General features: G+C 50.8%; 19 protein-coding genes and 1 pseudogene. All 20 read right to left on the reverse strand.

What is annotated here, in order from left to right; all coding sequences use genetic code 11:
* Nucleotides 1-465: pseudogene (locus SIK97_RS18665) on the reverse strand (hypothetical protein); the annotation flags it as partial.
* 64 nt (nucleotides 466-529) lie between these two features.
* Nucleotides 530-3,613, reverse strand: a complete 3,084-nt coding sequence (locus tag SIK97_RS18670) for a host specificity factor TipJ family phage tail protein (protein WP_319610950.1) — start codon at nucleotides 3,611-3,613, stop codon at nucleotides 530-532.
* Complete coding sequence (locus SIK97_RS18675; RefSeq protein ID WP_085206620.1) at nucleotides 3,610-3,990, reverse strand: nitrite transporter; 381 nt, start codon at nucleotides 3,988-3,990, stop codon at nucleotides 3,610-3,612. Before SIK97_RS18675 ends, SIK97_RS18670 begins: the two co-directional genes overlap by 4 nt.
* Before the next feature lie 9 nt (nucleotides 3,991-3,999).
* The gene (locus tag SIK97_RS18680) at nucleotides 4,000-4,485 is read right to left on the reverse strand and encodes a DUF1833 family protein (RefSeq protein ID WP_319610951.1); all 486 of its coding nucleotides are present in this window, start codon (nucleotides 4,483-4,485) and stop codon (nucleotides 4,000-4,002) included.
* Entirely contained in the window at nucleotides 4,472-4,945 is a 474-nt protein-coding gene (locus tag SIK97_RS18685; RefSeq protein WP_319610952.1) for a hypothetical protein, read from the reverse strand. Before SIK97_RS18685 ends, SIK97_RS18680 begins: the two co-directional genes overlap by 14 nt.
* A gap of 20 nt (nucleotides 4,946-4,965) precedes the next feature.
* On the reverse strand, nucleotides 4,966-8,319 hold the full coding sequence (locus SIK97_RS18690) for a phage tail tape measure protein (protein WP_319610953.1): 3,354 nt from the start codon (nucleotides 8,317-8,319) through the stop codon (nucleotides 4,966-4,968).
* Nucleotides 8,320-8,360: 41 nt separating this feature from the next.
* Nucleotides 8,361-8,546 carry a YebO family protein gene (locus SIK97_RS18695; RefSeq protein ID WP_017145578.1) on the reverse strand — a complete coding sequence of 62 codons (186 nt, stop codon included), beginning with the start codon at nucleotides 8,544-8,546 and terminating at the stop codon, nucleotides 8,361-8,363.
* Between the two features lie 50 nt (nucleotides 8,547-8,596).
* On the reverse strand, nucleotides 8,597-8,902 hold the full coding sequence (locus SIK97_RS18700; protein WP_064351957.1) for a DUF4035 domain-containing protein: 306 nt from the start codon (nucleotides 8,900-8,902) through the stop codon (nucleotides 8,597-8,599).
* Nucleotides 8,903-8,904: 2 nt separating this feature from the next.
* Nucleotides 8,905-9,309 carry a phage tail assembly chaperone gene (locus SIK97_RS18705; protein ID WP_049069900.1) on the reverse strand — a complete coding sequence of 135 codons (405 nt, stop codon included), beginning with the start codon at nucleotides 9,307-9,309 and terminating at the stop codon, nucleotides 8,905-8,907.
* A gap of 30 nt (nucleotides 9,310-9,339) precedes the next feature.
* The gene (locus SIK97_RS18710; RefSeq protein WP_181680431.1) at nucleotides 9,340-10,044 is read right to left on the reverse strand and encodes an immunoglobulin domain-containing protein; all 705 of its coding nucleotides are present in this window, start codon (nucleotides 10,042-10,044) and stop codon (nucleotides 9,340-9,342) included.
* Between the two features lie 56 nt (nucleotides 10,045-10,100).
* Nucleotides 10,101-10,448 carry a DUF3168 domain-containing protein gene (locus SIK97_RS18715; RefSeq protein WP_181680430.1) on the reverse strand — a complete coding sequence of 116 codons (348 nt, stop codon included), beginning with the start codon at nucleotides 10,446-10,448 and terminating at the stop codon, nucleotides 10,101-10,103.
* Nucleotides 10,445-10,894 (reverse strand): HK97-gp10 family putative phage morphogenesis protein, encoded by a 450-nt coding sequence (locus tag SIK97_RS18720; protein WP_181680429.1) that lies wholly within the window; start codon nucleotides 10,892-10,894, stop codon nucleotides 10,445-10,447. Before SIK97_RS18720 ends, SIK97_RS18715 begins: the two co-directional genes overlap by 4 nt.
* Nucleotides 10,891-11,229: a phage head closure protein gene (locus SIK97_RS18725; RefSeq protein ID WP_181680428.1), complete on the reverse strand. Its 339-nt coding sequence runs from the start codon at nucleotides 11,227-11,229 to the stop codon at nucleotides 10,891-10,893. The genes SIK97_RS18720 and SIK97_RS18725 overlap by 4 nt, the downstream gene beginning before the upstream one ends.
* A gap of 11 nt (nucleotides 11,230-11,240) precedes the next feature.
* Nucleotides 11,241-11,567 carry a head-tail connector protein gene (locus SIK97_RS18730; protein ID WP_181680427.1) on the reverse strand — a complete coding sequence of 109 codons (327 nt, stop codon included), beginning with the start codon at nucleotides 11,565-11,567 and terminating at the stop codon, nucleotides 11,241-11,243.
* Entirely contained in the window at nucleotides 11,567-11,809 is a 243-nt protein-coding gene (locus SIK97_RS18735) for a hypothetical protein (protein ID WP_319610954.1), read from the reverse strand. The genes SIK97_RS18730 and SIK97_RS18735 overlap by 1 nt, the downstream gene beginning before the upstream one ends.
* A gap of 42 nt (nucleotides 11,810-11,851) precedes the next feature.
* Nucleotides 11,852-13,069 carry a phage major capsid protein gene (locus SIK97_RS18740; RefSeq protein WP_181680425.1) on the reverse strand — a complete coding sequence of 406 codons (1,218 nt, stop codon included), beginning with the start codon at nucleotides 13,067-13,069 and terminating at the stop codon, nucleotides 11,852-11,854.
* 9 nt (nucleotides 13,070-13,078) lie between these two features.
* Complete coding sequence (locus tag SIK97_RS18745; RefSeq protein ID WP_017145568.1) at nucleotides 13,079-13,927, reverse strand: head maturation protease, ClpP-related; 849 nt, start codon at nucleotides 13,925-13,927, stop codon at nucleotides 13,079-13,081.
* A gap of 12 nt (nucleotides 13,928-13,939) precedes the next feature.
* The gene (locus tag SIK97_RS18750; RefSeq protein ID WP_181680424.1) at nucleotides 13,940-15,247 is read right to left on the reverse strand and encodes a phage portal protein; all 1,308 of its coding nucleotides are present in this window, start codon (nucleotides 15,245-15,247) and stop codon (nucleotides 13,940-13,942) included.
* Nucleotides 15,247-16,989, reverse strand: a complete 1,743-nt coding sequence (locus SIK97_RS18755) for a terminase large subunit (RefSeq protein WP_181680423.1) — start codon at nucleotides 16,987-16,989, stop codon at nucleotides 15,247-15,249. Before SIK97_RS18755 ends, SIK97_RS18750 begins: the two co-directional genes overlap by 1 nt.
* Nucleotides 16,943-17,407 carry a phage terminase small subunit P27 family gene (locus tag SIK97_RS18760; protein WP_181680422.1) on the reverse strand — a complete coding sequence of 155 codons (465 nt, stop codon included), beginning with the start codon at nucleotides 17,405-17,407 and terminating at the stop codon, nucleotides 16,943-16,945. Before SIK97_RS18760 ends, SIK97_RS18755 begins: the two co-directional genes overlap by 47 nt.
* Between the last annotated feature and the right edge of the window lie 62 nt (nucleotides 17,408-17,469).

Below are 17,469 nucleotides of genomic sequence, written 5' to 3' on the forward strand. Positions count from 1 at the left end.
AGGCACGTGGGTAATAATATTGTCGCCCATTCCCGGTTCGTCTGAACCCAGGTTTTGGCGAAGCGCTGCATCACCGACAGATACAAAATGCGCAGCGTCGGTACCGGTCCATGTTTCGTCAGTATTACCAGCCGTGGTAAACGGGATATCTGTCGCTGCGGTGAGTTTATACAACTCGTTGTTATAGCGAATGAGCTGGTTATATTCTTCAATCTTCAGGGGGCCTGAAGTGTAGTCACCTATCACATCATAGCCAGAGCTCGCAATGAATATATCAAAACGATTTTCCTGGCTTTGCATCTGACGATCATGGGCCTTCTCCATGCCGAACCAGGTGCGGCGGAGTACATCGAAACGATCGGGTAATGACTCCGATTCTCGGTCATTGACTAATTTATCCAGGTTAATTGCGTTCTTCAGCAACACCTGTGGTGATGTCGAGCCAAGCTTTTCGTTGTCGGCCATACATTGTGCTCCAAAAATGAAAAACCCGCCGAATGAGGCGGGTGAATGGGGGCTTTTTAAAGAGTTAAGCGACGTCGCCGGGGTAGGTAGCGTCGTCGTAGCTGTAGAAAATTTCTTTGTATTCCGGGGCGGTGACCTGACAAGTGCAGTCATCAGACGGGACTATTTCCTGAACAATACCGTGCCGCGCCCCCTTCTCACTGTCACAAAACAACAGGCGAGGTAATTCAACATCCGGGTCATCCATTGTCCAGTCTTCCGGGTGTAGGTCGTCGTTGTACGGTATAGTAAGGGTGAAGTCATCGACACGTGTCGGCGTTAGCAAACGAGTCGACGGCCGTCCCCCCTGAAACTGAATCCAGCAGCGCGGATTAGCATAGCTCCAGTCAAGAAGCTCAGTGACTGTTAACGTGATAACTTCATCATCGAATGTCACGTCTTCTATCAGACAGCTGATTGTTTTACCCGTCCGAATATCATCAGAAAGAATGATGTGATCACCAAACTGGTAACACCAGCCAAGAAGCTCAGTTGTGCATTCATAGGTCCTGCGCTGATGCAGATATTTCATGAGCCTGCGCATGCCTATCCGGTATGCACGATCCGCTGTCATTACAATGCCCAGGGAGTACGACTCCACTTTGCGAGGCACAGGATTATCAGTCGTCCGGCACTGAACGATTTCTTCTGCCCAGGTAACCGGATTAATATATGTGACGTCAACACCGTCATAATCATCATCAGAAGGGGCTCTGAATGAGGTCTTCATTTCCTCTACCGTATCCTGGGGGGTAATGATCCCGGTCCAGCTTTTGATACCTTCTCGCCCGGCAGATAAGAGCCCGTCTGACAGCAAAAAGTAACTCATGCCTGCTTCGGTGATTTTGTCGAAAATATCTTTCGCTGAAGCACTGTCGCTACTTGCCTCATAGTCAAAATATTCTCCCCTTGGCGTCCACCAGGCAGTTTCAAGAGCATTTATCGCAGAGGTGTCAATCTGGTTTGCGTTAAAACCCAGACTGCCTGCTACATGACGAAATGCGCCGCTAATGGTTCTGTTTCCCCCTCCGTCATATTCGCGGGTAGCGACCACGCTGACGCGCCTGTCAGACTGTGCCGCCAGCTTCCCCCCGGTTTCAACGGTAATTGCCCAGGTTGTTACACCTGAGTAGGATACGGGTCTTGCCAGAAGCCTCCCTCTTAAAGCCTGCCAGTACATATTGTCGCGCGCGTTATTGCTGCCCTGTTCGTTCCGGCGACGGCACCGCACTTCGACCAGGCCGGGAGAGTCGAGCGAAAATCTTTCTGTGTACCCCAGCCCATTAATGTTTTTGAGCGCGTATTCGCCCTGCTTGCTGATCCACCCGGAGCCGGTGCCATAAACCCGATACTGAATCTCCCACTCAACATGCCGGATGCGTTTCTTGCCCTTGTTATCAAAACCGCAGATGCCGTTAGGAAAGGAGAAATTCACCTCAAAGGCGTCAACAACTTCATTTTCAGGACAGGCAAGAAACGGTCCCAGCCAGCTCAGCGTGTCGTTAAGCCCCGTGGCTTCATAGTCAATCATCGTCCGCGCTGAAAAACCTGGCCAGGAGGCATCAACAGCACCATTAACCAGACGCGCAACGGTAGCCGTTGTGCCATCAGTTGAAATTATCTGGTACTCATTCCCCCGATGAGAGAGAGAAAGACGTTGGGTACCTTCCGGCATCCCCGAAAAAGGTGTACCGGTCGCGCTGTTATACGCTAATGTGACGTTTGCGGTGATAGCTGCGCTACCGCCGGTTGATTCACTGCCTGCCGTATAAACAGGCGCATCGCCAAAAACCGATACCGGGAGCGAGGACGAAGTGATTTCTCCTCCCGCAAACGGGCTTGCCTCTTCAGTGATCAGTACCGTTCCGCCATTATCCTGCGCCACCAGGCCGGACCCGGTTAACCCCTCAGTAATTGCAGCCAGAAGGCCGGACATGTTGACATAATCGGCAACCAGAGAGACGGTATAGGTTGTTCCGTGCCAGGTCACCGTAAAGGTGGTACTGCCCAGTGAGTAATCGTAAGTCGTCGGCGCTGCGCTGGCCTGAATTTTAGCTGCACTACCCCCCTCACCCGGTACGGCATCCTGCCCCGGCGTGTATGCTGCGATGAAGAGGTCGTAATCAACACTGTTAAAACTCAACGTTACTGGCATCCCAACCACCGGCGCGATTTCAGTCAGGAGCTTGCTGGCAAAAACACTGTAGCCGGAAGATGTCGAAATCAGAAAGTTGGTCGGCGATTTAATCTCTACAATGGTTCCCGCCACCCAGCTTTCAGGCAGCGCGTTATCGTCCTCATCCCCATCATCATCGTCATCTGCATCAAGCCCTGTAAATGTGACTGTCGCACCGGTTACCGTCATGCTGTCCGCGATAATGTCGTCTGAATCTGGTGAGGTCTGCCCCATATCAAGCCCTGTTCCGCTTGATGTTCCGCCGACTTCTGTCGAGTTGAACCAGTTTTCGCTTCGCGGATCAGAAGATACGTCCTCTCCAGGCTGGTACACCTTATCGCTGAAACCATCACCCAGCGAGGCTGCCGGGGTTTCTCCAATCCGTTTATCTCCTCCCGTAAACGAAAATCTCCCCTGCCCGACGCAAAGAAACATTTCGACCGTCATTCGCGTTGGATCATTCGGGTCAAAACGGGTAACCGGTTGAACCAGATAATCAGGATAGATGCGGCATCGACCAAACACCTCACGTATCGGGTCTCCAAGTTTGGCCGTGTTAGCTTTTGCAGGGTTTAGCTCCAGCGAACGACCGCTACCCGATGAATAACCACCGAGGTCGACTTTCGGCCCGAAGAACAACGAGTAGACAGCACTGGCAGCTGATATCGCAACAGAAACCCAGACGGCAATTTCCAGCCCGGTTCCATAGGGAACAGGATAAATTCTGACATCACTGTCCGGGCTCAACTGACAAAGCGGCCACTCATCGGGAGGAAGTGTGCGGCCATTTAATTCAACGGCAACTGGGTGCGATCTGTCCTGGCTGTACCCTGGAACATTTCTGACCATCCATTGATGTAGCGTAATATTGCCGTGCTCATGAGTTTCAAGCGGTTCTCCGGGGAGCCGGGAAGGGTAAATCCTTATCGTCATTGCCAGAACTCCACACGGTTAAACCGACGGACAAATCGCGGAAGAGGTAGAAAGGTGACATTGGTTCCCGGATTACATTCGGCAACCTGCAACTGGCTATCCAGCAAAACTACGATACCAACATGCGTCACGGTTGATCCGGAATAACAAGCGACCCCGGCGCCGACACAAGGCTCACAGCGTGTGAGGGATTTCATAAACTTCCTGGCCTCACGATCGAGCCCTCCCTCATCTTTTGTCACGCCGGAAAAATCCGGCCATAACGGGAGAAGGAGATCGCCGCGGATTTCATTGATAATGCCGAAACAGTCGAGTTCAGGATAAACGCGCCCGCCCTTCAGCCATCTGACCGAAAGGTATTTATCAGAATTGAACATGTGAATACCTCAGGAAGACATGTAACGAAGACCGGGATGTTCAGCCAGGTTATAACGATTACGCGGCCAGGCAGTTTTAAGGATGTTCATATATCCGGCAGTTACCTGCACCGCAGTTGCCGTCCACGATCCGGATTTCACATCAAGGGTGTAAGACGATGCCGCAGGTGCAGATAAATCAGAGGAGATATACCGCCGAAAAGTCAGTGTTGCCGATTTCATTTCGTCCAGAATTCTGTCAATCGCATCAGATACCACACCGTCAATATTACTGATGGCAAATTTCAGGTCTTGTGTGCCATCGGCATTCCTTGCAGGTAACGCAATATCGATAGCGCATCCCTCAAAAGTTGCCTGCTGCCCGTCTTCTAATGTGACAGAGATATTGTCCCACCCACGGGTAAGCCAGTAGTTCTGATCACCTGCCGTGATCTGCAACGTGTCGTGAATGACTTCAGAGCCGCTACTGGCATAAAGTTGCTCAAGAATCGTCATGCTCTGGCCACTCCTTATTCAATGCAATATCGAGCAATGACTGGCCAGCGAGCCATTCCGGATAATTGCCCCACCCGGCAGGCGGTAACGGACGTTCCCATAACTCCAGCGTTGCGCTGTACTGCCAGTATTTCGGAGCAACCAGCGTCGGCCCTTCGTAGATATCCACGAACCTGGCTTTGTAGGGCTTTACCCCGATCGGGGTCTGGAGCCTCAGATAGAACCAGGACTGTCCGTCTTTCAGTGCGTCCCGGAAAAAGGCCTCAAACACCTGCGCCAGCGCATCAGTCTGAAAAATCCATTTCACTGATGCCTGGGTGGGAGTTGAGGTGTATCGCCGCCGCTGCCTTGCGCGACCGGACGTCATTTCCGTTCGCAGTAAAGGTGATATGGGCTTAAAACCGTACCCGTCCATAAGTGGCATGGGCAGGTACTCATCCGGATAGATAATATCCGCCATTAACTTTCCCTCCGGGCAGTCTATCTTGGTTTTTTGGGCTGTAGATTGGAGTAAATGGCGCGTCCGAATTTCTTCTGGGGGTTATTTACTTCAGCAGTGAGTGTGTTGATGATGCGTCGTTCCAGTGCAGCATTCCTTCGATCTACTGCCAGCATTGTTGCGTCGTCAGGTTGCCCGCTAAACGTGCTTCGGGCATCAACACTGACCGCGATTCGTGGTTGCGCCTCAATCTGCCTTGCAGCATCCTGGACTGCCGGTGACTCACGTCCAACCGCACGAACCCCCAGCGAACCGTCAGCGCCACGAGTCAGGGGCATAATCGCTTCAGGGCCCGCTTCACCGAACACGCCCGCGCCTTTCGCAAAGGCAAAATACTGCGGAGTGCTGTATACGCCATTGCTGTAAGCCGATAACGAGGGTGAATTGTAGACACCACCCAGAGCATTAAACGAAAAATTAGCGCCAGCGCTCTGAATGGCCGTCCCAGTGCTGCCACCTCCCCCACCTCCACCAAGAAGGCTCCCGAACATACCACCAGCGCCACCGCCGAACGATGCCATAATCGCTTTGGTGATTAACGCCTGTGTTGCCATCTGGATCAGCGTCTTAATCACCGTTTCACCCAGAGAGCTGAAGATATTCGACATCCCCTCTTTGAACGAAGTCGCACCAGTCAGGACATTGGTCAGGTTGTTGGAGATAGAGTTAGTGGTAGCATCCAGAATTTCGCTGGTTGCAGTGGCAGCCATTGAACTGAGGTCAGCAGCCTGATCGGCGTAGTTCATCAGTGAATCGCTGATCCCCGCCCGCCAGTCTGACTGCTGTTCATCGGTTTTCTTGTAGTAGTCCTCCTGAATCTGGAGCCGTTCAGTAAGCGCCGCCTGTAGCGCTTCCGTTTGCTGTTTGTACAGGTCCTCAGAAATCTGACCTTTGCTGAAATCCCTCTGCAGGTCCCGCTGCTGTTTGAGAAAATCAGTACGAATATCCGCCATTTCCTTCATGCGGTCGCGGGCCTTATCCCCCATCCCGGCACCAAGAAAATCAATATTCTCCCGGTCGCGTACAGCAGCGTTGCTGTCAGCCAGCCCCTCACGGAACGTTTTTAACTGTTCAGCAATGTTTTTCTGATCAATTAGCGCAGCATTGTGCAGAAGGGTTTCTTTTTTAGCTTGATCGAGTGAGGATAACTCCCCCTGAACTATCTGATATTTTATTTTTGCCAGTTCATTGCTTTGTCCGGCGAGTGCAATCTGTTCTTCTTGTTGTTTAACAATGCGGGTATATGTATCTTCCGTTTTTTCTTCCTGGCTTTTACCTCGGCTTTTCTTATTGGAGTCACGTAATTCCTGAAGCTTCCTCTCACTATCAACAGCATAATTTATATATTTCTCGTATTGCCCTGCCGGAAGATTTAAGTCTGAAGCTTCAAATTGGGCCTGTCGCCTTGCTCGCTCAACTCCGCTCAAACCAGCAAGTTCTGCCTGCTGCTTTGCTCTATCCATTGCGGATTGTTGCTTAGAATCAAGTCCGGGCAGGACAGGGCCTTGATAAGCCTGGGTTGCTAAGACAGCTTGCCGAGTAACTTTATTAAGCCTGTCGTACATATCTGCCAGAGAACTAACAGCGCCTGTCATTTCAACTGTTTTACTAATTGCTGCATTTGTAATATCAGTAATTAAATCTTGCGTCTGCTGGCGTTTTTTGAGCATTAATTCAAGCTTGCCCTCTTCAACGGCTAATTCAGAAGCAAAAATCCCTGCTTTTTCAGTTGCATCGTTATATAGCCAGGTTCCTTCAGTAGCTGCCTTAGCGGCCTGTCTGGCGTTATAAAGTTGATTAGAAAGCTCCGCTACCTTCTGTTTCTGTTTATCAATATTATAATCTTGAGCATCAATGGAGAGATTTGCTTGCCCCAAATTGGCTGATATTTGTGTCTGAGACATAGATTTAAGACTGTCTCTTACTTGATCCAAGGTATCAGCATATTGCACAGCCGATGCGCGAGCTTGCTCTTGACGTTGGTAAATCGTATACCATGCTCCAGCACCTAACATCAAAACACCGGGGATACCGCCGACTAAAGAAAGTAGTCCGGCCGCCCCGTTTTTTACTAATCCTAAAGCAGAGGTGGTTTTATTAAGCGCCTCTTGAGAAGCCCTAACGGTTATATTTGATTGTACTAAAGCAGCATTAGCCGTTATCATCGAACGGCGCTTTGAAATTGCATTCTGAGTTGCTGTAGCTTCGGCATTAGTATTTTTGGCTAATTCTAATTCACTTTGTGCTAATTGATAAGCCCTTTCAGCTGCAATAGCATCAGCAACCGCTTTTCTCTGAGATTGAGTAGCCGATTGTGACCGCGCAGCAGCCAAAGCTATTTCATTCTTCCTAGCATCAAGAATATTCCCTGTTTGAGTACCAATATTTCCTACAATCCCCCCAAAATACTTAGCCCCACCAATTGCCGCCAATGCTCCAGCTGCTGTTGCAACCGTGTCAATGTTATTCGCCACAGAATTGAGAACGCCCACAAGAGTGGTTGTAGCTCCGGTAGCTTCATTAGCTCCGCCAACCCAAGCCAAGAATGCATTCTCGATTTTAGTCGTAGCAGCCGAAACTGTTTGAGGCATTGCTTCATATTCTTTCCTGAGCGTACCTAATTGACTAACTAACGCAGGAACAACCTTATCTGAAGTTAAAAGCCCTTGATCAGCCATCGCCTTTAGGTCTTTTCTTGCCACTCCCATTCCGGAAGCCAAGGCACGGATGACTCGATCTCCATTTTCGTTTACAGAATTGAATTCCTCACCACGAAGAACTCCTTGAGCTAGCGCTTGGCTAAATTGAGTAATCACTGAACTTGCTTCGGATGAGCTTGCTCCAGATAGCTTTAATCCAGTTGATATTGCTTCTGTAACTTTCAGTACTTCCTGCGAACTATACCCATATTCTCTCATAGATGCAGCTGAGCGCGAAAATAAAGCTGCGTTATCAGAGAAAGCTGTACCTGTCCTCTGACTAATTTCCATTAAAGCATTTTGAGACGTTTTGAAGTCATCAGTAGATTGCGAGGCTTGTTTCAGCCTTGCATTAACAGAGCTCCATTCATCGGCGAGGTTTATCAGATGCCCGGTAGCAAATGCCCCCGCAAAAGCCCCAGCCATTCCAATGGCAGATGATTTTGCCGAGTTCATTTGATTTGTTAACTCAGAAATAGCTCTTTTTGTTTCTCTTGAGGCCGCTGCTGCTTGGCGACCACCTGATTGCATTACCTTATAATAATCATTGCCCATTCTAGAGGCGCGAGATATTTCAGTCTGAAACGATTGAGAATTAGCAGATATTTTTATAATTAACTCACGGAGAGTAGCCATACATCACCTAATAAAACACCCCGCGTTTGCGGGGCTTTAGTTTAAGTGTTTTTATTTTGATGGGCTATTTGTATTAACAAATCAATTTGTGCATCTTGCTTTTTATTTATTTCCTGCAAGGCTGCTACCTGATCATTAGCTCTTACACTAAAACGAATCAAATAAAAAACAATAATAATATTAATTAGCCAACCAAAAACACCAAAGACTACGAATAACGGTTCCATAACGCCTCCCCCTGTATTTGGCGATATCCTAAACCGTCACGCATGTATTGTCACTGAGAAGCCGCGAGCAAAGCGGCTTCTAAGCCTGCAAAGGGATCGCCGCTGTCGCTTGCCACTTCCTCTTCTGCGCTCCACTGAATCTGTGCGTCTTCAATGGTGACTTTACCGCCCTGAGCCCCGTACATCGCTGAAACCAGCTGAGCATTGAGAATATCGCCACGGATATCACCGATCGGGCTGATACGGTCGTATTCAGCCCACATTCTGAATTCGCCGACCGTCATGGTTTGTCGCAGTTCGCCCAGCGTGCGGCCCATCCGGAGCGCCAGCGCCATCAGGAACTGCATGCCAGGCATTTTTACTTTGCTTTGGCATCATCCGCATCACGAATGAGATCAAGCGCCTGTTTCAACAACCGGGAATGGACAGGGCCATAAATTGCTTCAACCTGTTCGGTATCATCGACGGTGAAAACGTACTGTAGGTCGGTATCCAGCAGAATATCAATGAAGAGTGTGACATCTGCCCGCATCGTGCGGAACGCGCGTTCTGAAGGGGTCAGTTCTGGCACCTCTGGCGCTTCCTGCCCTTCCGGTAGTTTTGGTTGTTCCGGGCTGGCAATCCCCTGCCAGCGAATCCAGGCCTCAGCCGATGGTTCACGAATGATAACTTTGGCGTTTTCCCATTCCGGAACGGTGACTTCTTTTTTACGAAAACCCGCCATCGGGGCCAGCGCCAGCGCTTTAAGATTCTGTTTTGACATTAAGTTTATCGCCGGTTTCCCGGCGCTCCATTAACTGATGGTGACAGTGTGGTCAGCAGAGGTGATAACGGTGCCATCGGCATCAGTAACCACGCAGGAATAAACACCCGCATCGCCTGATACTGCGCTGGCCTTATTAAACGTTGCGCTGGTCTGCCCGCTGACGGTGGACGAGCCCTTTTTCCAGACGTAGGTATAAGGTTCTGTGCCGCCCTGAACCACCACACTCATTGTCAGGGCGCTTCCGGCCGCTACCGTTTGCGATGCGGGAAGGTCTGTGGCAAAAGACAGAATACCAGAGGCGTCAATGTTGGTTGGTTTTCCTTTCAGGCGCAGGGAGAACGTTGCAGCAACAACACCGTTGGTCTGTGAATCCCAGGTATGCTGACGAACTTCGGCGCGGAACAGGAAGCCGTTTCCGGAAGGGAAAACAACCTTAAACCCGTATACGCCGTCATTATCATAAGCAGTACGCAGCGTATCCTGCGCCGGGTTGCGGTAAAAGTTACCGGAGAGCGACATTTCAGACGGGGCCGGTAGTCCGTTGATATTTTCCGTTTCTTCGGAGCATAGCGTGGTCACGTCAATATCGTTTTTCTGACCAGCGGTAAAGCTGGCCTGCTTAATGGTGCAACTCAGGTTGAGCCAGGTTGCTACATCCAGCTCATCCTCAGTGACCGGCACTGACGTAATCATTACTTTCGTTTTTTGGGCGCGTTCGAATAGTGCTGACATTGCAGCCTCCATAAATGAAAAAACCGCCAGCGGCGGTCAGATTGGATTGGTTCCAGTCAGGCAATGACCGTTATTTCGAGCGTTGCCCGATGCAAGTGGGTTGTAGTGTCGTAACCGGGGATTTTGGTTACTTCGGTAGGTGAAAGCACTTCCAGCCGGGAAAGGGCCTCAAGCCGCAACGCCCTGGCCTCATCGTTCGTTTTGGCCCACACATCTACCTGAATGTGCAGCGTCGATTCGGCCTGCCCACAGAACACATCCCCGGCAACATCAGTCGGTATCGAGAAAATGATGTAAGGAGCGGCCGCGGCGGGTAAATCGTCGCTGCCAAGCGGCACCACATACGGATAAACGCGCCCGCCTGCCAGCGGCGACAGCAGGTCATAGAGATCATCCTCTGTCATTTCGCCAGCACCTCATCGATCGCCTTGTTCATTTGGTTCATTGCAGCCTGCGCGGCTTCTTCCTGTCGGGTGTCATACGCAGGGCGCACAAAGGGATGTGCCGGAGCTGTAGCAGTCCCAAGTTCGACAAAGCGCCAGTAAAAAGCATTCCGCTTGTTGCTGGCCTTCATGGTGTTGTCGCTGTTTCCCGTTCGCGGATTAACACCACGAATATGCACCCCCGAGGAAATTTCACCGCGTCGGCGGCTTTTCTGGGTGACGACAACAACGTTTTTCTTCAGCTTCCCGGTTTGCTCAGGAGCCCTGTCAATCACTTCCTGCCGGAGAACTTCGGCCCCGGCGCGGGTCGAATCCCGGAGGACTTTATTGTTTTCAGCTTTGCTGAGGGTTTGCAGGTCTCGGGCGATATCCTGCAAACCGGAAAAATCCAGATTCACATCAATCATTTTTCGGTCCCCTGTTTGCAGAGAATTTCCAGCCGGGTACCTTTGATATCCGGAACCGGAGGCCCGGTAACGTTAAGAACTGCGCCTTTAAACGGGCCGGTGCGCACCTTCAATCGGGATGTGGCTGAAATATCCCTGCGAAAACGCACCCAGACCCGGATTGTCGCATCAGCATGCTCTACGCCAGCGGCTAACAGCTCACGACCGCTTATCCCCTTAACCTCGGCCCAGATGGTTTTCCCATCTTCCCATTTTTCACCCGGCTGACCTGAAGGCGTTCTGGTGGTGGTGAAATTTTGGATGGTGATCCGGTGCCGTAATCGTCCTGCCTGCATAATTCCCCCGCTTAAATGCCATAGATTTTGTAAGGCTGGAGAAGTGCCTCGACAGTAAACGGAATATCTGTAGCAGCCTGACCAACAGAGACCGTTTCACGGTTTTCGTACCAGTGACCGATAAGCAGAAGCATCGCTGCTTTCACATCATCGCCAGGGAGAATTGAATCAGGATCATCTGCATACCCCTCGATGGTTTCAGACTCATACATTTTGCGACGAGTCCATGTTTCGACGTAACGAGAAGCAGCTCCGATGTAGAGGGTCAATATTGAGTCGTCATCGGTAAAATCAGGCTCAATGCGACAGTGCTCTTTAACCACTTCAAGTTTTAACATTATTTTTTAGCCTTCTTATCTGGCACGGTTTCCGGCTGTTCCGGCTGTTCCGGCTGTTCTGGCTGTTCTGGCTGTTCTGGCTGTTCTGGCTGTTCTGGCTGCGCAGAATTATCAACATCCACCAGCCGTGCATAACCTTTTTTAACCAGTTCACGGCCATGCTGTTCCAGAGTCTCCAGTGACTCGCCTTCCGTCACCACTACCCCGCCAAAGTAAATCGGTTTCACCGCGATAAGTTTCATGGTATTACCCCGAAAAGTGCGGCCCGGAGGCCGCCAGAGAAATTACTGACCGCCGGAAGCCGGTACAGTAAAGGAGCCGTAAATAAATGCTTCAGGGCGTTTTACTGCTAACGCCAGACGCTCTTCACAGCGAATGGAGATCATGTTTTTCTCAAAGTCGTCGCCGTTCTCAGTCGAAATCACAACGTTTGCATCTTCACGATCGAACAACTGGGCCGCAGCATTAAATGCACCAGTCAGGAACTTACCCTGGAAAGCTGATGCTTCGGTGGCAACAACCGGAAGCCCCCACAGCGTCGGCCCAGTCAACGCCGCCGGGTTCGCCAGGATATAGCGCCCCAGAGTGTCTTTAGTCAGTTCGATTTTCGCCCAGTCCATGAAGTGCAGAACATGTCCGGATGCAGGGAAGCGGGCAAGTTGAGCCTGAAGCATTGCCAGGCGCAGATCGTCAATACCGTTCTGCTGTTCAACGGCAAATGCCGCGCTATAAGCCGTTGCCTGCGGCACGATGCCATGAAGGTGTGCGCCAGTGCCATCGCCGAACAAAATCTCCTGCTCTTCGACATACTTGAGGCCGTAACGCATTTCAGCATCAATCATGGACTGCAACTGAGCGAAGTCGTCCAGAATCTGCTTGGATGCCTTGAACATGTGCGCGATGGTTGTCACAGGAGTGATTTTCGGCGTGAACTCAATATTGCTGTACGGCTTGGCCGTATTCTCCGGAACCACTTTTGCAGCATTGGTAAAGCCGGTCTGCTGCACCCAGAAAATAGCCGGTGATCCAGTGCGCCCAGGCGCGATTAAATCTCGAATAAATAACCGCTGCTTTGGCGCTACATCAATACCTGGCAGTCTTTGTGGCTCAACAATACCTTCAGGAACGTCACTGGAGATCAGCGCAGCTTTTACAGGAACAGAAATACGCTTGTTCCCTTCGATGCTGGACGAAAGAACTTTAATGGCTTCTGCAGAAATAACCTGCTGGCCGACAGTCTCAACAACCATTTTTGCGTTTGCCAGTGGCATCTGCGCAACATGCTGCTCCAGTTCGCCCAGCGCAGCCTTCAGGGTTTTTTCGGCTTCTTTGAGTGCATTAAACTCGGTCGCCATTTTGTCTACGGTTTCTTTAGTTTCCGCTGACAATTTACCGTTCTTCTTCGCCTCAGTCAGAGCCTCTTCCGCTTTGGCGTTGAATTTGCCTGTTGCTTCTTCAATGGAGGCGGTGACTTTTTTCAGAATCTCGTTTACTTCAGACATAAAGGGTCCTTATTTGACTAACGCCGCAAGGGCGCTTTCAAGTGAATTGAGGGTTTCAGGTTTGATTTCTTCGGCAGCGCCAGGCTTACCATGGGAATCGGTAACAGCGCCCGGCGTGTTACCTGTTAACGCTTTGATTAATTTCCGCCGCTCAGACCGGGGGGTATTTGTTTTCGCCAGTAGCGCATCAAGTTTTCGCAGCGCTGCAGACGGGGAGTCATCACCATCGCTTACGGCATCAGCAGAAAGCAGACTGTCGGCCAGACCTTTTTCTACTGCGTCGCTGCCTCCGATATAGCTTTCAGCATCCATAAGCTGCTGTACGGTCGCGATATCAAGCCCTGAACGCGCTGAATAGATATCCGCCATAGCGGTATCAAATGGCTCAAGAGAAGTCGATAATTCCGCAAAATCATGGCGGTTGCCCATCGCCACTACCCAGCAGTTATGGATCATCAGAAAGGCACCGCGCCCGATTTGAATATCGTCCCCGGCCATAGCAATAATCGAAGCGGCGCTGGCAGCAATGCCCAGCACTTTTACAGTGACTTTCCCCTGGTACTCGCGGAGAAGGTTGTAAATTGCCAGTCCTTCAAACATATCGCCACCAGGGGAGTTGATGTTTACCGTCACATCTGCACCGTTCATTGAACGTAGTGCGCCGGAGATGCGTTTTGCCGTGACACCCTCATCCCAGTAATCACGTCCAACAACATCAAAAATAGAAATCGAGTTGTCATTATCGGATGCAGCCCTGATCCCACCATTCCAGCGTTCAAGCGCTGAGGGCTGGGGCTCACTGGTAACACCCGCGCACGGGCGCCCCGCCGGAGCAACCGGAAGTTGTCTAATTGTCATGGGGATTGGCTCCTAAGCAGCCTGTTTAAGTGGCGATTGCTCGAAAGGAATATCAGGGAATACGTGGTTATGAAGTTCTCTTACAGCCAGCGCCTGAACCGCCGGGTTGCTGTTTTCAAGATTCTTCAACTGAGTCAGGTTGAGCTGAACTGTATAAATATCCCCGCCTTCAATTGGTGGCATATTTTCCAGCCTTCGCACATCGTTGCGGGACATCCAGCCATTCTGCAGGGCGCTGGTATAGTACGCGGCACGTCCTGCGCTGTCGGCTCGCAGCAGACCCTCAACGGAGAACTCAGCAAACAAATCCTCATCACTGTTCAGAAGGCAACGCGAGATTTCCTGCTCAATATTCACCAGCAGGGGGCGCAGAGTATGGGTCAGGAACAGCATGTTCATCCCCTCAAGACTCGACGCCCAGCTTGATTGTTTTGTCGTATGGCCGACCATAAATGGAGGCACACGAAACCAGCGGCATATTTCCTCAATGCTGAATGAACGGCTTTCAAGCAACTGCGCTGCTTCCGGGTTCATGGTGACATTCTGGTATGTCAGCTCATTTTCCAGAACCATCAGTTTCCCGGCGTTTTTAGAACCAATAAAAGATTGAAGGTTTTGACGCAATCTTTCTCGCTGTTCCTTATTAAGCGCCGTTTTTGAAGACAGGAATCCGGTACTTTGCAGGCCATTTTCGAAGATTTTCGCCGCGGCTTCATCAACCGACATGGCCGCGCCGAAAACGTCAACCCCGGCCATTGTCGGCATCATCCCGCACACACCATCAAGACCAAACCCACGAATATGCATCATCCTGTCTATAGGAATGATCCGCTGAACGCCGTTATCCGTATAGGTGTACTGCAATTTTCTGCTATCGAGTCGCTTTACAACCATATTCTGAGGAAGTAACGGGACCAACGATACCAGCTTGCTACCGATATACAGCTTTTCGACAAACGCATTTCCGCGCAGACAAACACTGGCCACAATCATTAGCATGAAGCGGGAAGGTGTCATTTCCGGGTTAGGACGCCTGCATAATATCTGGTAGGCGGGATTGTTCTGGGCCAGCTTTCGCGATCCATCTGCCTGCCTCTCGTAGATTTTTAGCGGTAGCGTGGAGACCGACTCACTTAGGAGCCTCACACACGCCCAGACGGCAGAAAGCCGGATAACTTTGTCAGCGGTGACCACTTTTCCGCTACTGCTGGTTCCGAACCACTCCCGCCAGAATTCACCGTTCGTCAGGCTTATGGGAACACCAAGCCAGTTTAAAAGAGCGCTCTTAACACGCCCTGGTTGCTGTTTATTCTTAGCCATCAGATACCCACTATGATCGGATCGTCAAAAAAGCCCTCAATATCGCCATCATCAGGCTCATAACCTTCTGCAGCACCAATTGCCATCGCTGACGCAACCACACCATCTATTCGACCAGTACTCTTTTTCTTGGCGAATATGCGGTTTTCTTTTTGGTCGGCTTCGGTTACGGCGGAAGCAGCGTTCCATCGGAGGCAGGGGTTTGTTTTAATAATGATTACGCCATCATCCAGCATCTGTTCAAAGAGTTCGATGGAATGAGGCATCCACAGTCCAGAATCCTGCGCCTTGTAATATCCCTGTCCATGAGGAATAAGCGGTACCGACACAGAAGCGCTCTCCAGTTCCGGTTCAAGATATTTGATGCGGTACTGGTCGAAGGCGATCGCCTTTATATCGAACAACATGGAAAGATCAGCAATGCGTTCAGCAACAAAGCCATATTTCACCGCCTTTCCGGGCGTAGTATGAATATGGCCTCCCCGTTCCCATGCGTCATAAGGTACGCGGTCTGTTTTCGCTCTATCCAGCAAAGTATCTTTTGGTGTCCAGAACTCCACCAGCAGCTTTCTTTTTTTAGGGAAAAAGAGCGCCAGAGACGTAAGGTCACGAGTTCCTGAAAGGTCCAGGCCGCCATAGCATTCTTCTCCCTGCATCTCCTGCAGGTCAAAGTCCTCTTCACACCCCATCCACACATCGCTGCTCATCCAGGGATTATCGGCATCCACCCACTGACAGAAGTTTAACCGCCGAACAATACTTTCCTTCGACGGCATCCCCCGAGCCTGAGTAACCTGCTCGCGGAGGTAACGATCGGTAAAAGTGTGACCAAGTGAGGGGTTTGCTTTTTTCCAGCAGGACTCATCCTTGAAAGGGTCTTCTCCTTCATCCAGGGAGCAAATGAAAGAAAAGAAACTGTCGTCCTCAATCGAGCCTTCGGCAACTTTCCGCCCATACTCGTGATAGTCATAGCAGACGCTGGTTTTATCGTGGCCGCTGTTAGTGATCATGAAAATCAACGCCTGGCGACGACCTTTCGTCCCGGCGCGCATCATTTCCACAACCTGGTTGTTTTTGTGCTCGTGAATTTCGTCAATCAACGCACAGTGTGGGCGTGGCCCCGACTGCCCATCATCCGAACTGATAGGCCGGAAAAATGAGCCGGTCTGAAGAAACGCAAGGTTCCACTCTTTCCCCGCGCCGCCTGATTTATTTATTCGCTGTGCTAACGCAGGGGACTGATCCACCATTGCGACAGCATCACGAAAAAGGATCATGGCCTGGTCTTTTTTCGTCGCCGCTGCGTAGACTTCTGCGCGAGGTTCTTTGTCGGCGACCAGACAGTAAAGAGCAATACCCGCTGCAAGTGGAGATTTGCCAGAGCCTTTACCTGACTCGACGTAAGCCATCCGGTACCGGCGATAGTCGTCTGAGTTTTTCCACCCGAATATCGAACCTACAATAAAGCACTGCCACGGCAGCAGGTTAAAGGGTTTGCCCTCATGCTCACCGCCGTTGAGCTTCAGTACTTTTGCAAAAAAGTCGATGGCACGCTGCGCCGCTGCAACATCCCATATCAACCCGCGAGCATGGCAGGATTCCAAATCCCTGAGATGTCGTTTACAGGAGTTTCTAATATCAGGACCGGCGATTTCTTTGCCGGAGTCTACATCCCGCGCATATTGCGTGGCGGGATCAACCGAAGAACTGGTTGAGCGGGTCTTCTTCTTTTTCTCCACCATCTACTTTCACCTTCGTCCTGGCTGCAGGTGTAAGACCGAATTCAACCAGATAACTTTTGAAACGGCGATCAGCATCGGCCAGCATGGCCACAGCCGGATTTGCCTTAATCAAAAAGCCACCATCGGTCTGCACCGTATATGTTCGGCCCTCATCGGCGATAGTGAGGCGCAGCTGCAAAATATCGGCATAAATATCGCAAAGACGCTCCAGCGCCAGCGTATCTGCAACGGTCAGAATCCCCATTCCGTCGAGTAGCATGGTGAGTTTTCCCCAGGCTACTTTTCCCCAGTCGGTGAGATGCGCCGGAGGGCTGGGTATTTCTCGCGCTGGCGCGGGTTCTTTATCGTTGAGTTTTCGTTTTCCCGGATTACCGGTTACCACTTTGAGATGGGTCGGTTTCGGGCGTCTTCCTGCCATCGGAACCTCCCAGAAAAAAACTTTTCATTTCGCGGTTGTGCACAAAAAGGATGGGCGGCGGT

The organism is Klebsiella sp. JN_Kp126 (assembly GCF_033843325.1).
Lineage (GTDB): Bacteria > Pseudomonadota > Gammaproteobacteria > Enterobacterales > Enterobacteriaceae > Klebsiella > Klebsiella michiganensis.